Origin of the sequence: Devosia faecipullorum, assembly GCF_015158295.1 — a bacterium.
Classification (GTDB): domain Bacteria; phylum Pseudomonadota; class Alphaproteobacteria; order Rhizobiales; family Devosiaceae; genus Devosia; species Devosia faecipullorum.
The window spans coordinates 663,778-680,932 of sequence record NZ_JACDXV010000002.1; the positions used below are offsets into that span (position 1 = coordinate 663,778).

The 17,155-nt window shown below is 61.2% G+C and carries 16 protein-coding genes; 5 read left to right on the forward strand and 11 right to left on the reverse strand.

What is annotated here, in order from left to right; translation table 11 throughout:
- Positions 1 to 10: 10 nt before the first annotated feature.
- The 4 genes from H0482_RS08870 to H0482_RS08885 all read left to right on the forward strand — a co-directional run bounded on the left by H0482_RS08870 (position 11) and on the right by H0482_RS08885 (position 3,656).
- Positions 11 to 1,024 carry an ABC transporter substrate-binding protein gene (locus H0482_RS08870; RefSeq protein WP_193729653.1) on the forward strand — a complete coding sequence of 338 codons (1,014 nt, stop codon included), beginning with the start codon at positions 11 to 13 and terminating at the stop codon, positions 1,022 to 1,024.
- Positions 1,021 to 1,893 carry an ABC transporter ATP-binding protein gene (locus H0482_RS08875; RefSeq protein WP_230989515.1) on the forward strand — a complete coding sequence of 291 codons (873 nt, stop codon included), beginning with the start codon at positions 1,021 to 1,023 and terminating at the stop codon, positions 1,891 to 1,893. The genes H0482_RS08870 and H0482_RS08875 overlap by 4 nt, the downstream gene beginning before the upstream one ends.
- 108 nt (positions 1,894 to 2,001) lie before the next feature.
- On the forward strand, positions 2,002 to 2,802 hold the full coding sequence (locus tag H0482_RS08880) for an ABC transporter permease (protein WP_193729654.1): 801 nt from the start codon (positions 2,002 to 2,004) through the stop codon (positions 2,800 to 2,802).
- A 2-nt stretch (positions 2,803 to 2,804) separates the two neighbouring features.
- Positions 2,805 to 3,656 carry a substrate-binding periplasmic protein gene (locus H0482_RS08885; RefSeq protein WP_193729655.1) on the forward strand — a complete coding sequence of 284 codons (852 nt, stop codon included), beginning with the start codon at positions 2,805 to 2,807 and terminating at the stop codon, positions 3,654 to 3,656.
- Between the two features lie 6 nt (positions 3,657 to 3,662).
- Here H0482_RS08885 and H0482_RS08890 read toward each other — a convergent pair whose 3' ends face one another.
- The 5 genes from H0482_RS08890 to H0482_RS08910 form a co-directional block, all read right to left on the reverse strand.
- Positions 3,663 to 4,271 (reverse strand): zinc metalloprotease, encoded by a 609-nt coding sequence (locus tag H0482_RS08890; protein ID WP_193729656.1) that lies wholly within the window; start codon positions 4,269 to 4,271, stop codon positions 3,663 to 3,665.
- A complete protein-coding gene (locus tag H0482_RS16905) occupies positions 4,268 to 5,110 on the reverse strand; it encodes a substrate-binding periplasmic protein (RefSeq protein ID WP_193729657.1) in 843 nt (280 codons plus the stop codon). The genes H0482_RS08890 and H0482_RS16905 overlap by 4 nt, the downstream gene beginning before the upstream one ends.
- 102 nt (positions 5,111 to 5,212) lie before the next feature.
- Positions 5,213 to 6,970 (reverse strand): pyrroloquinoline quinone-dependent dehydrogenase, encoded by a 1,758-nt coding sequence (locus H0482_RS08900; RefSeq protein ID WP_193729658.1) that lies wholly within the window; start codon positions 6,968 to 6,970, stop codon positions 5,213 to 5,215.
- A 68-nt stretch (positions 6,971 to 7,038) separates the two neighbouring features.
- Positions 7,039 to 7,563 (reverse strand): c-type cytochrome, encoded by a 525-nt coding sequence (locus H0482_RS08905; RefSeq protein WP_193729659.1) that lies wholly within the window; start codon positions 7,561 to 7,563, stop codon positions 7,039 to 7,041.
- A gap of 395 nt (positions 7,564 to 7,958) precedes the next feature.
- A complete protein-coding gene (locus tag H0482_RS08910) occupies positions 7,959 to 9,248 on the reverse strand; it encodes a glycosyltransferase family 4 protein (RefSeq protein ID WP_193729660.1) in 1,290 nt (429 codons plus the stop codon).
- Positions 9,249 to 9,560: 312 nt separating this feature from the next.
- Here H0482_RS08910 and H0482_RS08915 point away from each other — a divergent pair, with 312 nt between their 5' ends.
- Positions 9,561 to 10,907 (forward strand): oligosaccharide flippase family protein, encoded by a 1,347-nt coding sequence (locus tag H0482_RS08915; RefSeq protein ID WP_193729661.1) that lies wholly within the window; start codon positions 9,561 to 9,563, stop codon positions 10,905 to 10,907.
- A gap of 43 nt (positions 10,908 to 10,950) precedes the next feature.
- Here H0482_RS08915 and H0482_RS08920 read toward each other — a convergent pair whose 3' ends face one another.
- The 6 genes from H0482_RS08920 to H0482_RS08945 all read right to left on the reverse strand — a co-directional run bounded on the left by H0482_RS08920 (position 10,951) and on the right by H0482_RS08945 (position 17,098).
- A complete protein-coding gene (locus H0482_RS08920) occupies positions 10,951 to 11,886 on the reverse strand; it encodes a glycosyltransferase family 8 protein (RefSeq protein WP_193729662.1) in 936 nt (311 codons plus the stop codon).
- A gap of 36 nt (positions 11,887 to 11,922) precedes the next feature.
- Complete coding sequence (locus H0482_RS08925) at positions 11,923 to 12,489, reverse strand: class I SAM-dependent methyltransferase (protein ID WP_193729663.1); 567 nt, start codon at positions 12,487 to 12,489, stop codon at positions 11,923 to 11,925.
- Positions 12,490 to 12,832: 343 nt separating this feature from the next.
- Complete coding sequence (locus H0482_RS08930; protein WP_193729664.1) at positions 12,833 to 14,542, reverse strand: hypothetical protein; 1,710 nt, start codon at positions 14,540 to 14,542, stop codon at positions 12,833 to 12,835.
- Positions 14,539 to 15,687 carry a protein-glutamate methylesterase/protein-glutamine glutaminase gene (locus H0482_RS08935; protein ID WP_193729665.1) on the reverse strand — a complete coding sequence of 383 codons (1,149 nt, stop codon included), beginning with the start codon at positions 15,685 to 15,687 and terminating at the stop codon, positions 14,539 to 14,541. Before H0482_RS08935 ends, H0482_RS08930 begins: the two co-directional genes overlap by 4 nt.
- An 8-nt stretch (positions 15,688 to 15,695) precedes the next feature.
- Positions 15,696 to 16,553, reverse strand: coding sequence for a CheR family methyltransferase (locus H0482_RS08940; protein ID WP_193729783.1), 858 nt, complete (start codon positions 16,551 to 16,553; stop codon positions 15,696 to 15,698).
- 80 nt (positions 16,554 to 16,633) lie between these two features.
- Positions 16,634 to 17,098, reverse strand: coding sequence for a chemotaxis protein CheW (locus H0482_RS08945; protein WP_193729666.1), 465 nt, complete (start codon positions 17,096 to 17,098; stop codon positions 16,634 to 16,636).
- Between the last annotated feature and the right edge of the window lie 57 nt (positions 17,099 to 17,155).

Here is a 17,155-nt window from a genome sequence, read left to right on the forward strand (position 1 = left end):
GAGGAACACTATGACATCGAGAATTCTCGGAGCAATTGCGGCGGCTTTGCTGCTGACGACCCTGCCGGCCCAGGCCGAGCCGTTTCGCCTGATCGTGACCGATCTCGAGACCCCCTTGGTCCCGAATTCGGTCATGGATCTGGCCGTGCAACAGGGCTATTTTGACCGCGAGGGCGTCGAGGTCGAGCTGGTCCGCGTGCAGCAGACCCCCTCGGCGCTGGCCGCGATCCAGGCTGGCGAGGGCGAGATGGCCAATATCGGTGTCGATGCCTTGCTGCTGCTGGTGGCTGGTGGCGCATCTGACCTGCGCGCCGTGGTCTCGCCCAACAAGTCGCTGCCCTTCCTGATCGCCTCCAAGGAGGAAGTCGCCACCGCCGCCGATCTGGCCGGCAGGAGCTTCGGCGTGGGGCGCCCCGGCAGTCTCGATCAGACGCTGAGCGCCCGCGTCATGGCCGCCAATGGCATCGACACCGACGGGATCGAATTCGTCGCCCTTGGTCAGCCCAATGTCCGCGCCCAGGCCCTGGTGGCCGGGCAGGTGGACGCCACCACGATCTCAATCGGCGTATGGAGCTCCATTCCCGACAAGAGCGGCCTGCATGTGCTGATCGACCAGGACGCCTATTATCGGGCCGCTCCTCAGGTGAGCAAAGTGAACATCGTCACCGAAAAGGTGCTCGAAGAGCGCCGCGACGATGTCAAGAAGGTGATTACCGCGCTGATCAAGGCCTCGCGTGACTATGCTGCGGATTCGGGTGTCTGGGTGTCAGCCATGCAGGCGGCACTTCCCAATATCGAAAAAGCCACGCTCGATGAATTGGGCACCAGCTTTGCCAAGAGCTGGAGCGTCAATGGCGGCCTCAGCAAGGATGAGCTGGATGCAACGGTCATCGAACTCTACAAGGGCGAGGACTTCGCTTCGTTGCACCCAGTGACGCTCGATGAATGGGTCGATTTCTCGATCGTCGATGAAGTTCTGGCCGACCTCGGCACCGAGGACAGCATGGATCCGGCGACGCGATGATCGTTCCAATCGCCCCAGTTCAGCGTGATCTCACCGGCGTCCAGACAATGGAGCCGTACCGGATCGTGCTGGATGGGGTCTCCAAGACTTTTGGTGCCGGCGAAAAAACCGCCGGCACCGTCGCCCTCAAGGACGTGAACCTGTCGGTAAGAGACAAGTCCTTCATTTCCCTGCTCGGTCCCTCAGGCTGCGGCAAGACGACGATCCTGCGCATCGTCAACGGCCTGATCAAGCCCGATAGCGGTAAGGTGCTGATCTCCGGCGCCGAGCCTCGGCCCGGCCCCAATATGGGCTTCGTGTTCCAGTCCTTCCGCCTGATTCCTTGGTCCACCATTCGCGGCAATATCGAATTTGCCCTGGTGGAAACGATCAAAGACAAGGCGGAGCGGCGTGAGCGCGCCGATCGCTATATCGAGCTGGTCGGTTTGCACCGCTTCGCCGATGCCTATCCGAACGAGCTGTCCGGCGGCATGCGCCAGCGCGTGGCCCTGGCGCGGGCGCTGGCGGGTGAACCTGACATCCTGCTCATGGACGAGCCCTTCGCCAGCATCGATGCGCAGACGCGCGAATTGATGCAGCTGGAATTGATGCGGCTGTGGTCGGCGCGGCAATCGGTGGCGCTTTTCGTCACCCACAGTGTCGATGAGGCCATTCTTCTGGCCGACCAGGTGGTGCTGATGGGACCGCGCCCCGGCCGCATTCTGGAAGTCATCGATGTTGGCCTCGCGCGCCCGCGTTGGGAATACGATATTCGCGCCGAGAAGCGCTTCATCGAGTTGCGTGCCTATCTCTGGGACCGGATCCGCACCCTGGTGCTGACCGATCCCGAATCCGATTTTTACGGCCGGGATTTCGGAAACGGCGGCTAGAGCGCTTTCGGGGAAAGTTGCAGATTTTCCGTCTCGAAAGCGAGATAAATCAATAACCTGGAGCATTTCACAATGGTGACATGCTCCAGACGACTTGGGAGGATATCCTTGGGCCTGCTTGGGGGAATTTACGCGATCTGGCTGCGCGAAGTGAAACGCGCCTTGCGTGACCGTGGCCAGTTGATCGGCGGCGTGAGCCGGCCGCTGATGTGGGTATTGATCATGGGCATCGGCCTCAATCCCTATTTCCGGGGCGAGGTTTTCGGCGAAGTGCGTTTCGCCGTGCCCTATACCTATATCCAGTTCATCTTCCCCGCCATTGTCGTGCTCAACATCATGTATACGTCTGTGCAATCGGCCGTGTCAGTGATTTGGGACCGCGAATTCGGTTTCCTGCGGGAAGTGCTGGTTTCGCCCCTGCCGCGCTGGGCGGCCCTGTTGGGCAAGGTGCTGGGCGGCACGACGATTGCGGTTTTCCATGGCTGCCTCGTGCTTGTGCTGGCGCCTTTCGCCGATGTGGTGATCACCTGGGATCGGTTGGCGATGGGTCTGTTGCTGATGTTCCTCCTCGCCTTCGGCCTTACCTCGTTCGGCGTGGTCATCGCCTCGCGCATCCGCAGCTTTGAAGGCTTCGGCGTCTTCTCCAATGCCATCATCCTGCCGCTCTATTTCCTGTCCAGTTCGGTGTTTCCGCTCGATCCGGCATTGACCCGCGCGCAGACGCTGGTGGTCTATCCCGAATGGCTGGTGACGCTGGTGGAGTGGAACCCGGTCACCTATGCGGTCGACGCGCTGCGCGGCACCTTCATCCGCTTCAACCAGTTCGATCCCTCGATCGGGCCCATCCTCTTGTCCGCAATGGCCGTCGGCTTCTTCCTCTGGGCCCTGATCGATTTCCGGAAGGCTTGACCATGGCGAATGCCAATAAGTCTGCCACCAGACGGCCGCGCTGGGTCGGCGACATCGGAACGCTGGCGATGATCGGCACCCTCTTCGCCGGCGTCTATCTGCTGCCGCCCGATCGCTCGTTCCGATCAATCGAGGAGACGGGCCGCATCACCGCCTGCATGCCGACATATTATCCGCCGCTGGTGACAGGCGATCCCGATGCGCCGGGCTTCGATGTCGAATTGCTGGACAAGATTGCGCAAACGCTGGGCCTGCGGCTCAACGTGCTGTCCAACGCCGCGATGGCCAAGGATTTCAATCCGCGCAGCTGGCGGGTCACCCGGGCCCAATGCCAGGTGCTGGCGGGGGGCATTGCACTGACCAATCCGGTGCTCTCCTATCTGGATTCGACCCATCCCTATCTCTCGACCGGCTGGGCCATCGTCTCCAAGGCCCCGCTTGATAGTCTCGATGGCAAGGTTATCGGCTTTTACGCCGGCCTTAGCGGGCTGGATCGGGTGGCGGTCAGCCGCGGCCTGCGCGCCATGGGCCTGAGGCCGGTCATCGTCGCCAGCGCCGCGGCAATGGAAGAGGGCATTGCGGATGGCAGCTTCGACGCGGGGCTCAGCGAGGCCCTTGTCTCCCGGCAGATCGCCGGCGCCAATGATTGGTCGGTGGCCTGGACCCCGGGAACGGAGGAGCGCTATCCGCTCGGCATCGGTTTGTGGAAGGGCGATCTGACGCTCAAGCGCAAATTCATTGCGGCGCTCGACCAATTGCAGGCCGACGGCACGATCGATGCCCTCAAGGAAAAATACGACATTGCCGACATCGAAAGTGCTGTTGGCGGCGCGGTCCTACCGGCGCTGGAATAGCGCCGGTCAGGCCCCGGTAAAAGTGCGCAGATACGGCTCGATGGCGCGGAAGATCGCACCGCGATCGAGAACAGCCAGACCAACCAGCACCAGAGCGATGATGATCGTACGTGGCTGTACCATGGCATAGAGTTTCTGCGACAGGGCTTGCAGCAGGTATCCGCCGGCAAAGGGAGGCAGGGGGATAAGGTTGATGATCGCAAAGGTGATGCTCATCTGCGCGCAGATCCGCAGCGCCAGATTGATCATATTGGAATAGGATGCCGGCAGATAGGCAATGGTCAGCCCGCGCAATTGCAGCAGGGCCATGAACAGCGCCATCGGCACGATCAGACTGACCAACACCGCGCCAGCCAGCCCCGCCCGTCCATGGCGCAGATGCGCCGGATCGATGTCCAGCGGCCGGATCCAGCCGGCCATGCTCATCACGGCCGCGACGATGCCAAGCGGGGCGGCATGAACCAGCGGGTTGAGCGACAGGCGGCCCTCAAATCGGGCCCCCCTGTCGCCGAGCGCCGTTACCATACCGACCAGAGCGACCCCGTGGACCATGCCGACCAGCAGCAAGGCGATGATCCGCAGGATAATGATCTGCAGTGGTAGTTCGAAGCTCATTGCGGCAGGCTCGTCGGACCAAGGTGAAATTCATCGATCATGTCGGCCAGCGTACCATCGGCGATCAGTTCGGCAATCGCCTCGCCGAGTGCGGAATTGAGATAGGTGTTGTTTGAACGGGTTGCTAGACCGATATCGGTTCGCCGATCAACGAAGGGTAGTGGAAGGGTATGATAGCCCGCCGCTTCCGGATCGCCGTTGGTGGCAAAATAGACGGCCGGTTCCCAGATGACAGCAGCGCCGATCTCGCCGCTATCGAGCTGCTCCAGGATGCGCTGGTTGTGATAGAGGGTCGAGCGCTTCCAGCGCTGGTCCTGCGGCAGCGTGGACAGATAGGATTGCAGGCGGTTGTCCGAAACCGACATGCTGCGCGTGCCGATCCGCTGATCCAGCGGCAAATCCGCCAATTCTGCAATAGGCTGCCTGGTGATCAGCAGATTACCGGTGGAGAGATAGGGCCGCGTCAGCAATAGCCAGTCCGGCACCGAGCTGGCCAGAACATAACCCATGATGACGTCGCACTTTTCCGCCAGCAGGATGAACAGGGCATCTTCCAGATAGGGTAGGCGATAGTCGAGCGGATTGGTGGGGATGCGTGGATTGGTCATGGCCACCAATTGCGGCTCTGCCAGGAGCACCGATCCGATCACTTCCGCCAAGGCCTGCTCGAACGGGGCCATCATCCCATCGGGATTGTAGCAAAAAGAAATGCTGTTCCCGTCCTGGCGCAGAATATCGGTGTAGAGGTCACGCGGCACCACATCGACATTGGGCTGGGCCTGCGCCGCTGTCAGCCCCAGGCCTGCGGCAAGACATATCGATCGGATGAGGTTTTTCACGCTGGATGGTCCATTCTGCTCTCGTCATAAGAAGGGCCCGGCAAAGGTTTGCTTTGCCGGGCCCTGATTTAAACCGTCAGCCCATCACCGGGCTGGCGTTGTTTACTTGGTCTCAGGCAGGGCAAAGACGTAAACCGCATTGCTACCCGACACGACGTCGGCCGTAGAGGTCGAGCCTTCAAGCAGCGAGCTGGCATAGCCAGGGCCACCAGCCGGGATGGCGACGAACTGACGTCCACCGACCTCGTAGCTGATCGGGTGACCCGTGGCGCGCGACGCCAGCGTGGTTTCCCAAACGACCTCACCGGTTTCCTGATCGATCGCCTTGAACTTGCGATCGGTGCCACCGACGAAGATTAGACCACCGGCAGTTGCGGTGACCGGAGCATAGAGCGGAGTTGCGTCGGTCCAGCTCCAAAGGGTCTTGCCGGTTTCGACATTGATGGCGTCAACACGGCCGACATTGGTCACGCCTTCCGGCAGGACATATTCAAGCTCGGTGTTGTAGACGTCCAGCCCGGTGGGCTCCTGATCGAGCACCGAAACGTTGGCACACATGTTGTTCAGCGGAACGAACATGACCTTGGTTTCGGGGTTGAAGGCGCTCGGCGGCCAGTCACGACCGCCAAGATAGGTCGGGCACATGAAGGTCGGGGTATCGACCTCGGTCGGGATAGCCGCTTCGTTGACGAGGACCAGGCCGGTCTCGTCGACGGTGTCGATCAGGTTTTCCTGAACAGTGTCACGGGCATAGATGAACTCGCCGGTTTCGGCATCGAACTGCCACATCACGCCGGTCTTGCAGGGCACGCCGGTCAGGACGCGCTTGGCACCGGTCTCGGCCGTACCAATGGCCAGCAGGCCTTCCATGTCCGAAGCCGGATTGGAATTGATGTCGGCCGGGATCATCTCATACGTGCATTCCTGATCCCAGTTGTCGCGCGGCAGCACCTGGTGACGCCAGACGATCTCACCGGTCTTCGGCTTGACGGCGAAGCGGGTGTTGGAGCCGAACATGGTGCCGCCAACGGTGTTGCGCTGGAATTCGGCAGCAGGGCCTGCACCGGTCGAGCCGTAGAACACCAGATCGGTCACCGGGTCATAGGTCATCTGACCCCAGGCACCGGTCATCCAGCGCTGATCTTCGGTCGAATCGCCCCAGGTGTCGTCGCCCTCTTCACCCGCCTTGGGGATGAAGGAATTGCGCCACAATTCTTCGCCAGTGGCGGCGTCATGGCCGGTCACGTAGCAACCAAATTCGGAGAACTGGCAGGTGGAGCCGGCAACGACCACGCCATCGGCAATGATCGGGCCGGTGGTATTGGAAATCAGGTCGGAACCGCCGCCACGATCGCTTTCCCAGGATACCTGGCCGGTCTTGGCGTCGAGGGCAACAATGAAGTTATCCCAGGTCACCATGTAGATCATGTCTTCATAAAGCGCGATGCCGCGCTTGTTCTCACCCAGCGAGTTCATGGAATCGCGGTCGGGAAGCTGGCGGCGATATTCCCAGATCAGCTGGCCGGTGCCGGCATCGATTGCCTGTACCACGTCGCCCGGAGAGGCGATGAACATCACATCACCGAATTCGATCGGTGCCGATTGCAGGTTGCCGGGCTCCAGGGCGCGGGCCCAGACCAGCGTCAGCTGATGCACGTTGTCGCGATTGACCTGGTCGAGCGGGCTATAGCGATAGTTCATGATATTGCCGCCATAGGACGGCCAATCACCGGCATCGGGATTTGCCAGGATTTCGTCGGTCACCATCGGCATGGCATTGATGTCAGCCTGAGCAAAGGCCGCCGAATTCAAGCCAAGCATCGCGACGGATGCCAGCAGCATTGAAAGTGTCGTTTTCATTCTCTTCCCTCGGTAACGAGACGTCCAGCTCATTCCAGACGTCATTCTTGTTGGGTAGGCAGTTCAATTCAGTCGCGCGGCTTCCGCACAATATAGATGTTGCTAAGCTGATCCTCATTCCAAACCAACTTGCTTTCACCCGGCTCTGCGCCATGCATTTCCATGATGTAAGCAACGATATTCACATAGTCCTGCTCGTTGCCGATCCTGCCGGCATTGCCCGGCGGCATATTGCCATGGGCAAAAAGATAGAAATCGAGCAGCGAGGTTTCTTCCCAAGCCTTGTTGAGATTGGCGCCGGTCACGCCGGGGCCGCCGGGCGTGCCGCGACCGGTCTTGCCATGGCAACCCTGGCAATATTTCGTGTAAAGCGCGCCGCCAGCGACAGCCTGCTCGGCCGTGAAGACGCCGTCCCAAATGGTCCGCTCAGACGTGTCGATTTCGTCAGAAGAAATCTGCTCGCTCGCCGCTACCTCGGGAAGTTCTCCGAGATCGGGTGGGGCGGCGACGCCGCCTGCATGCTGTGCAGAGACTGGGAGTGCAATGGCAAGGAAGCCGACAACCGACGCGATGCCAAGAACTTTTTTATTCAAATCCATAACCTCCAAAGGCAATTTCTACTGGCAGAGGCCATTGGCCCGGCCGCGTTTTGTCGCCCGTGGTGGCCAAATTAAAACCCTGCGACGCGGTGACGCAAGGCACAATTGCCGGTTTTTGAAAAAAAATCTGGGCAGGGTAATACTTTAGGATAGCCTGTGGGTCTTGACAGCCCGCTCCTGGCGGAAATTTGGTTGCCAGCTTCCTCATTGCCCGCGCCGTACGGTGGGCATGCGCCGAGGCGTTGAATCGCCTATGATTCAATAGGTTCCGGCAAGGAAAAGTCTATCGGCTCCCCGCTTCCCTATAAAATCTGCGTGGCTTTGGTGCCGGCCTGCAGCGGAGCAGAATTTTGACCGTGGCGTTCAAAGGCGACCAATGGTTTTGTCGCTCAGCGATAGCCTACCCCTGCGGACAACGAGCCCCCGGCGAGCACGATATCGTAGATACGGGCGGTATGTTCCGCTTTCACGTCCCAGGGGTAATAGGCCATGGAATAGTCATGTGCCGTCTTTGCCATGGCTGCGTGGTTGGCCGGATCTGCGAGGCATGATTCCATGGCTGTGCGGTTTGCTGCTATCAACCCGTCCAGGGGCTGCAACGGCACTTGCACGCCGCGTCCGTTGGCCGTCAGATCACGGGGGGCTCCGTAGGCGGTGACGATGCAGACCGCGCCGCAGGCCATGGCCTCGACGACGACGCCCGCGCCGAGTTCGCGGATGGAAGGAAAAACGAAAGCGTCCGACTGGCGCATCATCTCGGCCAATTCGCCCTGGCTCTTGCGCCCCTCGAATATCACCCGGTCCTCCGCCTGCGCCTCCGCCACGATCTGGCGTAGACGCGGCTCTTCGGGGCCGTCCCCAACGATATGCAGGCGGTGCGGCCGCAATGCTTCGGAGCCGACGAAAGCACGGATTGCCGCTTCGGGAACTTTGTAGGGAACCAGACGCCCGGCATAGAGGAAACGATAGGGGCCTTCGCCCGAAAACGGCGGACGCCGGCCATGCGCGTTGAAGATTGCCGGATCGAATCCAATTTCGGGAAAGGGGACGACGCGGGAGCCGACTTTTTGCGGCAAATCATCGATCGTATGGTCAAAGGCTGCCAGGATGGCGGCGGCCTTGGTGAAAGTGGATCGGGCATAGGGCATCAGCTTGTATAGATTGCGCAGACGCCGCAAGCCTTCGCGCTCCCGTGTCTGTTCCGCTGCGAAGGCGCGCGGCCAATCGAGATTGCCGTTGAGCGGGCCGATCACGAAGGGGACGGGGCTGTGCCGCGCGGCAATGCTTGGCAGCGCCGGCGACATTGGGGTGATGCGATGGATGAGATCGAACTCGCCGCGGTCGAGCTCGGCCCGGAACCTGCGCAGCGCCCGGCGCTCAAATTCAAGATAAGGCAGATAGGCCATGATCTGATGCGTCGACCAAGCCACTTCCGAGCCGCCGCGCAGGATTTCGGAAAGCCGGTGCATGCCTGCGGCGATCCACTCATTGTCAATATAAACGACCTTGCCATTCAGTTCGCCCGCAGCTTCGATGGCCGGCCGATTGCGGATCTGGGTGGCGATAGTGATGTCGGCGACGGCGGCTAGGGCGCGCGCATATTTGTAACCAACCACCGGCAGGGATGGCCATTCGGGGTTGCAGATTTCCGCCAGAACAAGCACTCGGGGTTTTGTCACAAGCGTCAGATCCTATGGTTGAGAGCCCAGAGCGTTACGGAATGTTTTGGGGTCGTGCCACGGCAATGCCATCTGAGGCAGCGTGCCTGGTCCGGCCCTTTCACTGTCGCAAAGCATGCTTTAATTGCGGGTAAAACCTTGTAGCGCGTGCGGGCGTATTTTGTTTTCCTGGTCAAGATCAGCCCGTCTACCGGTTCGTGCTGATCCTGCGAACGCGTTCAATCTTTTAATAAAGCCTCACTGTTAGGAAGGAGGCAGTGCGGCCAGCGGCCGCCATGACTTCCCGATGAATACGAGTTTGGCACGATGCAAATGGCCTTTTCGCCCAAAAAGCTTGCGGGCAATGCCCTGTGGACCGTCGCGACTTATGGGATCAGCGTCGTGGTCCGATTCATCGTCAACGTCATCCTCACCCGTCTGGTAAGACCCGAAGTCATGGGCGCCATGATGGTGATCAACACACTGAAAATCGGCACCGAACTGATCACCGATGTGGGCATTGGCCAAAATATCGTCACCAATCCGAATGGCGAGAAACGCGAATTCCGGAACACCGCCTGGACATTGCAGGTCATCCGGGCCTGCCTGCTCTTCATTATCCTGTCGGTGGCGGCCTATCCGCTGGCGCAGCTTTACGGCATCGCGCCGCCGGAGCTTCAGGTCAGCGCGCTGACCTTCCTCATGGCCGGATTGGCCTCGACCTCGCTATTCTATCTGCAAAGACGCATGCAGGTCATTCGCAGCAATCTGTTCGAATTGAGCATGGACCTCGTCGGATCGGTGATTTTGGTGGTCTTCACCTTCCTGCATCCCAATATCTGGGGAATGATCGTCGCGGTTCTGGTCTCCACGGCGCTTCGGGTCGCAGCGACCTATCTGTTGCCCGATGCGCGGAACTGGTTCGCCTTCCACGCCAGCTATGCCAGGCAGATATTTTCCTTCGGCAAATGGATATTCCTGTCCTCGCTGCTTTCCTTTCTGAGCTTCAATTTCGACAAGCTGTTTCTGGCGCAGGCATTGCCGCTGGCGATGGTCGGGGTCTATTCCATTGCCCGTGGCATCGCCGATCTGCCGACCATCGGCATCGCCCGGCTGGGGCACCAATTGGTGTTCCCCCTGATCGCCAGGCACAATGCGCAGGACAGGAGCGAGTTGAAGGCACAGCTTGCGCCGCTGCGGCGGAAGCTGCTGCTGGTCGTGGGGGTAGGAGTGGCGCTCGGGGTGTCCTTTGGCGATATCGCCATCGGCATCGTTTATGATGATCGCTACAGCGATGCCGGCTGGATCCTGTCGCTGCTGATGTTCAGCGTCTGGGTGGCTGTTCTGTGCGTGATCAACGATTATACGCTGCTCGGGCTGCGCAAGCCTGTTTACAGCATGTTCGGCAATCTGCTGAAACTCGTCTCGCTTGTTGTTGCCATGTCGCTGGCTGCTGGCACCTATGGTCTGCCCGGTCTTTTGGTGACGATCATTCTGGGTGAAGTGCTGCGCTATGTGCCGACCATAATGGGATTGTGGCGCGAAAAGCTCTCATTCGTGGCCCAGGACCTTGCGATCACTGGGGCGATGTGTGTGCTCATCGGGCTTCTGCTTTACCTGCGTCAGGCATGGGGCCTGGGCTTGCCCTTCGATGCGATATTCGCTGTCACCGCTCTCTGAGCAGGAATAGGCCGACGGATTGATATGGGGGGGCGTGGCCGGGCTAGCCGGCACGACCCGCCATAAGCCGCTTGGCCGACCGCCTTATCTTTCCCGTGGCCATGTCCAATGTCGGGATATGGGAGACCAGCTTTTCCAAGAGGCTTCCGGCGCCCATCGGGTTCCAGGGGCGGTAGCCCCGATAGGCCGTTCTATCGAGGACAGCGAAAAAGCTGCCCAGTATCTGGTCGAAATAGGCATCGCCGATCTTGGACGTGTAGCGCGCGTTCCACGGTTTTACGCTGCCGATGAGATGGATGATATTGGCCTTCCCGATTTCCGGCTTCTCGTATTGAGACAGGTTCCAGGAGATGTCGAGATAGGCGATCTTGTCATAGAGCACGATGTTGATGGCATCCTGATCCTGGGAATCCATCTGGTCGAATTTGCTGATGGAAATCTCGACCAGGGCTGTTTCGATATCGTCCTGCCGCCATCTGGCAAGATCGATGATGATGACGCCGCTATTGACGTAGTTCAGTTCATTCTCGACGCCCAGCCGCTCCCGCAGCTCCGGCCAGGCGCCGCGGGTGCGGACCGATATATCCCTGACGGCGGCGGCAATGTTGGAGCCGAGGTCGACGTTGTGGACTTCGGAGAGGTCTTTGAAGACCAGCAGGTCAGTGTCGAGATAGACGCAGCGTTCGATATGATCCGGCAATGCCGAGATGAAGTAGCGGGAATAGGCCGCCTTGCTTTTCAGATATTGCGTCGAGCGGAAGCGCTTCGTCCTGTCGCTGGATATGGTGTAAAACGTCACCGTTCCGCACTTGTCATGCTGCCAGGATTGCCGCAGCGCCCGTTCGTCGGCGGGTCTGAAGCCCGTGGCGAGGACATGAATGTTCAAAGGCTCGGAGGCGTGTTCGAGCGCTGAACGGACGGTTACGGCAAGACCCCACAATATCTTGCGGTCGCCGGCTAGTACGACATCGACAGCCATCGGTTTCTCCCGTCCGTTCTCAGCAAAACCAAACAATCATCGGGCCAGATAGGCGACGTAGGATTTCGGGATGCCCCAGAAGCGTTCGACATAGATCTCGGCCTCTGGAAACAGCCGCCGCATCTCGGCCTTGGAGACGATGTCGGTGCCCTCCACCATCTCGGTCCAGGCCGGCAAGCTGCGTTTCCAGTGGCGGATCAGGGCAGCGCGCAGCCATTTGGGATAGAACCACCAGAACGGCATGCCGTTATGCGGCTCGATCGGGAAATAGCGGGAAGGGGTCTGCACCCAATAGGATTTTCCCAGTCTGCGGACTTCGCCGGCAAATCTGGCGCGGAAGTCGGCGGGGCCGACATGCTCGATCACGCTGTTGCTGAAGACGATGTCGAAGTCATCTCGCTGCATGCCGGTCACGTTGCAGGCATCGCCCTCAACGAAGCTGATATTGTGGTGGGTGGGCAGAGACGTTACCGCGATGCCCGGCAGGTTCAGGATGGTGATGTCCAGCTTGGCGTCGATCGAGTTCCAGATGGCTACTTGCCCGCCCAGGTCGAGTATTCTTTGCCCTTCGCGGATTTTCAGAATCTCGCAAAATTTCTGCATGCGTTTGCGCCGGGTCGCTGACGAGAATGGATGCAGCAGCGAGTAGAAAAGGTGTATTCTGAAATGGCGCGCACCCATAAACGGCCTCACGGGTCGAAAAACTGAATTCTCTTTCCGATGTTCCGGGACAAAGATCAAAAGGAACGGAGATGAATTTCCCGGACTGGTTAATTTTGAAAATCATTTGAAGCGGATTTTCTCCGCTGCAAATGGGCGCGTTTTGCGTCGCGGCAACCGCATTCAATCCGGAGAACACCTGCTCTGGCCGCCCGCCCACTATCTGCTGTGCATCATGGGGTCGAGCATGCGCTTTTCGGCGCGGCCTGGGGTGCCGGCCGGCGCATTACAGCATGAAGGCGTCAAGATCCATTTCAGGCTCAGCTTCCGGCCCGGATGTGGCTTCCGCCTGCGGGAACAGTCGGTCATGGATCATACGCTCGGCCTCCATCGTGTAGGATTTGCGCAGAGTGTCGAGGATCGGCTGGGCCGAGACCAGGGTCGTGGGCAATGGCGCATCGGAGAGGCCGGCAATGGCCAAGGCCGTATCGTCCAGGATCTCGGCCAGGGCGGATTGGCCGGACAGGCCCCGCGCTGCCGCTTCGAGCAGGCCGATCACCCGAGGACCGTCTGAATTGAGGTGGGCAAGGGCGAGGCCGATTCCCTGGTCGAGCTTGGACAGGATGTCGAGAGCCAGATTGGCTTGCTGCTCCAGCTCGGAAATGCGGCCGGCGCCATTGCCGCTGGCGGCCGCGCCGAAGGCACCGGCAAGAGCAGAGGATTGGTCGAGCTGGCTCATCGCGGCCTCCGCCGCGATTACGGTTTCGCTGGTCAGTTCGCGCAATTGCATGGCGATGACGGTCAGCGATGCGCCGCGCGGTCCCAATTGGGCGCAGCGCACCGCGGCGTTGAGGCTGACGAGGCGCATATTGGCCTCGATGTCCTGAACCGCTCCGACATGCTCGAGCAGGATGCGGACCGTTTCCTGCACAGCCCTGGCCACAATTTCCAGCTTGGCGCGTTCGGTCTCGAAATCCTTGAGAATGGTGAGCGCGGCGCGCAATTGCGCGCTGAGGCTGGCAATTGCCGAGGCCTGGCCGGCCTCCTCGCCATGAAAATCCCGGGCGCGGGCCATGATGGTGCCGGCATCGCTGGCCAGGGCCTTGAGATCCCGTTCGGCCTGCTCGACCTCCTGGGAGAAGGCGGCGGCAATGTCGGTCAATTGCGTCTGCTGTAATATCGTCAGCGCGGCGATGGCGCCGGGGCGCTCGTCCTCCGCAATCATCGACCCGCCGGCTATATCGGCCAGCGCGCCGAGGCCGGTTTCGACATGCTCGATACGCTGCCGGGTGGCGTCGCCGACCTGAAGGGACATGACGGCGCTGCCGATCCGCCCGACGATCTGGCGCGACACGCGGCCGGTTTCGGCGCTGCCCTCGAGGGCCTTGGCGCGCTGGCGGTCCAGTGCCTCGATGGTCTGGGTGAGGCTTTGGGCAAGGCGTGACAATGTATCGGCATGGGTCGATTCAAATCGGGCGCGCTGGGCGGCGGCGCGGTCCACTTCGGCGGTCAATTGCCGGTAAACCTGCGCGAATTCCTGGATGGTCCGGTTGGCCGAGTCCGAAAGGCTGGCAATATCGGTGGTGAAGACGTCGAAATCCTCGCCGTCCCCGACAATTCCGGCGGCGGTGACGCGGGCATTGACCGAGACGATGCCCATCATCTTGACCGCGCGGCGGAGACTGGAAATCGGCGTATTGGCCGCCGCCACGACATCCACCAGCCGCGAAAGGTCGGCTTTTTCCTGGCCGACAATGCCCGAGAGCGCTTCGGCGCGTTCGGCGACGGCTCCGAGATGCGCCATGGCGTCGGCCACGGCCTGGCCTTGCAGGGCTTCGGGCAGGGCCTCGAAGAGCCTGCTCAGGGTATTGAGCAGGCTCGCGCCTTCGGTGAGGCGGGCGCCGACGGCGACGAAGGCATTTTCGATCTGCTCCCGGGGGGCGGCCAGATCCTTGGCCAGGGCCCTGACCTGCTGTGGAGCGATGGACTTGGTCATGATCTTGCTCCTGCGGCGGACCTGGCCTCTTGGCCGAAGGCGATGATTTCGCTCGCCATTCTCCCCAGCGGCTGGACGCGGACTGCGGCGCCGCGCTGAATGGCTTCCTTGGGCATGCCGAAGACAACGCTACTCGCTTCGTCCTGGGCAATGGTGAGGCTGCCCATCTGGCGCATTTCCAGCATGCCGCGCGCCCCGTCATCGCCCATGCCGGTGAGCAACATGCCCATGGCGTTGTTTCCCGCTGTCTGTGCGGTCGAGCGGAACAGCACGTCCACCGAGGGGCGGTGGCGTGAGACATGGGGGCCGTCGGCGATCCTGACGCTGTAGCGTGGCCCGTTGCGGACCAGCAGCATGTGCAGGTTTCCCGGGGCAATCAGGGCCTGGCCGGCCTGAACCAGGTCGCCGTCCTCGGCCTCCTTGACGTGGATGGCGCAGGTGGTGTCGAGGCGGCGGGCGAAGGCGGAGGTGAATTTCTCGGGCATGTGCTGGACGATGAGAATGGCCGGGCTTACTGCCGGCAGCGCTTCGAGAACTTCCCGCAGCGCCTCGGTGCCACCGGTCGAGGCGCCTATGGCGACGAGCGGTTCCGTGACCGGCAGGCGGGCGATGACGCTGGCGCGCCGCGTATCGGACAGGGGCGGCAGGATGGCGTCGGCAGTCAGTTTGGTCTCGACCTTGATATCGGCCGGCGCGCGATGGGGCAGGGCGGATTTCTGCGCCCCGCCCATCCTGGCCTGGGCGGCGGCCTTGGCGGCGTCGCAGATGCGCATGCGCGATTCCTGCAGGAATAAAGCGGTGTCGACGCGCGGCTTGGCCACAACATCGACGGCGCCGGCCTCCAGCGCCTGCATCAGCGTTTCCGAGCCGGCCTGGGCGAGGCTTGAACAGATGACCACGGGAATGGGCCGCTGCGACATGATTTTGCGCAGAAAGGTCAGCCCGTCCATGCGCGGCAATTCGATGTCGAGGAAAATGACGTCCGGCACCTGCTGGCGAATGCGCTCGACCGCGACATAGGGATCGGAGGCGGTGGCCATGACTTCCAGATCGGGGTCGGCGGAGATGATGTCGCTGAGCGTCGTGCGCACCGACGCGCTGTCATCGACGATCAGAACCTGAATTTTTTCGCTGGACGCACGCATGGACGCACTCAGACCTTCTGGAATACCGCTGGCGCGACCTGGCGCATGGCGATTGAGGTGCCAACCATAGACTCAGAATGTCCAAGCAAGAGGTAACCGCCGGGACGCAAATGCTCGATCAGGCGTGAAATCACCGCCGACTGGTCGGGCTTGTCGAAATAGATGAGAACATTGCGCAGGAAAATCATATCGACGTCGCGATCGATGGCGTAATTTTTCGACATGAGGTTGAGGCGCTGGAACTGCACCAGCCGGCGCAGTTCGGGCACGATGCGCACTTCGGGCCGGATGCCGGGGCGGCGCGCGAACATCAGATAGCGCGACTGCATGCCCTGGGGCACGGGGGTGACCATCTCGGCCGGATAGACGGCGCGGCGACCCTGTTCGAGAACATCGGTGGAAATGTCGGTGCCCAGAACGGAAAAGCCGAAATTGTGCTGCTGAGCCACCATGTCGGCCAGCACCATGGCGATGGTATAGGCTTCCGCGCCGGTGGAACTGGCGGCGCTCCAGACCTTGAGCAGGGGATTGCGCTCCTTGGCGCGCCGGGCCAGCAGATCAGGCACGAGCAGCTTCTGCATCAGCTCGAAATGCTCGGCCTCGCGAAAGAAATCGGTCTTGTTGGTGGTGACGGCATTGATGAGAAAGGGCAGCTCGCCCTCCAGCCCGTCCTGGCGGAACAGATAATCGCCATAGGCATGCAGGCTGGCCAGGTTGAGCATGCGGATGCGTTTGCGCAGCCGGCCTTCGACCATCAGGCGCTTGGCGGGGGGCAGGCGAATGCCGACATGGTCGCCGATCAGGGTGGCGATGCGCTGAAAATCGCCGGCGCTCAGGTGATCGTCGTCCTGGGCGAAAGCGGGCATGGCACGGGCTGGACTGGTCAAGGCGAACTCCGGTACGCGAATACAGCCCCGCCGCCCTTGGGCGGCGAGGACGATCGAGGTCAGGCGGCCTGGCTGGCGAAAGTGGTGGCGTCGCCGAGCAGGCGGTCCAGGTCGAGCACGGTGACGAATTGCCCGTTGCGCCGACCAATGCCGCGAATGCAATGACCGCTCCAGCCAGCATGGGCCACGGGCGGCGGATCGAGGCTGTCGCTATCGAGAACGGTGACCTCGAATACCCGGTCGGCCCGCAGGCCCAGGATGGCCTCGCCCGCCTCCCCCGAAATCGAGAGCACCACGATACGTGTGTTCTCAGTGTCGGCGGCTCCGCCCATGCCAAGGGTGAGGCGCAGGTCGAGCACCGGCACGCCCTGGCCCCGCACATCGATCATGCCGAGCAGATGGGCAGGCGCCTGGGGCAGGCGGGCAATGGGCCGCATGTCCAGGATTTCCTGGACGCGGCTGACCGGGGCGGCGAGCAATTCCTCGCCAACGCCCAGAGTGACATATTGTGATCGTTCGGCCATGAGATCTTTCCCGACAGACGCCGATAAAAGGCTGGAACCGGCCGCCCGCAGGCGGCC

Excerpts from the sequence above, each read along its gene's own strand:
- H0482_RS08935 (WP_193729665.1), bottom strand. The coding sequence starts at position 15,687 with ATGCGTGCGTCCAGCGAAAAAATTCAGGTTCTGATCGTCGATGACAGC.
- H0482_RS08945 (WP_193729666.1), bottom strand. The coding sequence starts at position 17,098 with ATGGCCGAACGATCACAATATGTCACTCTGGGCGTTGGCGAGGAATTG.
- H0482_RS08920 (WP_193729662.1), bottom strand. The coding sequence starts at position 11,886 with ATGGCTGTCGATGTCGTACTAGCCGGCGACCGCAAGATATTGTGGGGT.
- H0482_RS08870 (WP_193729653.1), top strand. The coding sequence starts at position 11 with ATGACATCGAGAATTCTCGGAGCAATTGCGGCGGCTTTGCTGCTGACG.
- H0482_RS08925 (WP_193729663.1), bottom strand. The coding sequence starts at position 12,489 with ATGCAGAAATTTTGCGAGATTCTGAAAATCCGCGAAGGGCAAAGAATA.
- H0482_RS08890 (WP_193729656.1), bottom strand. The coding sequence starts at position 4,271 with ATGAGCTTCGAACTACCACTGCAGATCATTATCCTGCGGATCATCGCC.
- H0482_RS08885 (WP_193729655.1), top strand. The coding sequence starts at position 2,805 with ATGGCGAATGCCAATAAGTCTGCCACCAGACGGCCGCGCTGGGTCGGC.
- H0482_RS08875 (WP_230989515.1), top strand. The coding sequence starts at position 1,021 with ATGATCGTTCCAATCGCCCCAGTTCAGCGTGATCTCACCGGCGTCCAG.
- H0482_RS08900 (WP_193729658.1), bottom strand. The coding sequence starts at position 6,970 with ATGAAAACGACACTTTCAATGCTGCTGGCATCCGTCGCGATGCTTGGC.
- H0482_RS08940 (WP_193729783.1), bottom strand. The coding sequence starts at position 16,553 with ATGCCCGCTTTCGCCCAGGACGACGATCACCTGAGCGCCGGCGATTTT.
- H0482_RS08930 (WP_193729664.1), bottom strand. The coding sequence starts at position 14,542 with ATGACCAAGTCCATCGCTCCACAGCAGGTCAGGGCCCTGGCCAAGGAT.
- H0482_RS08915 (WP_193729661.1), top strand. The coding sequence starts at position 9,561 with ATGGCCTTTTCGCCCAAAAAGCTTGCGGGCAATGCCCTGTGGACCGTC.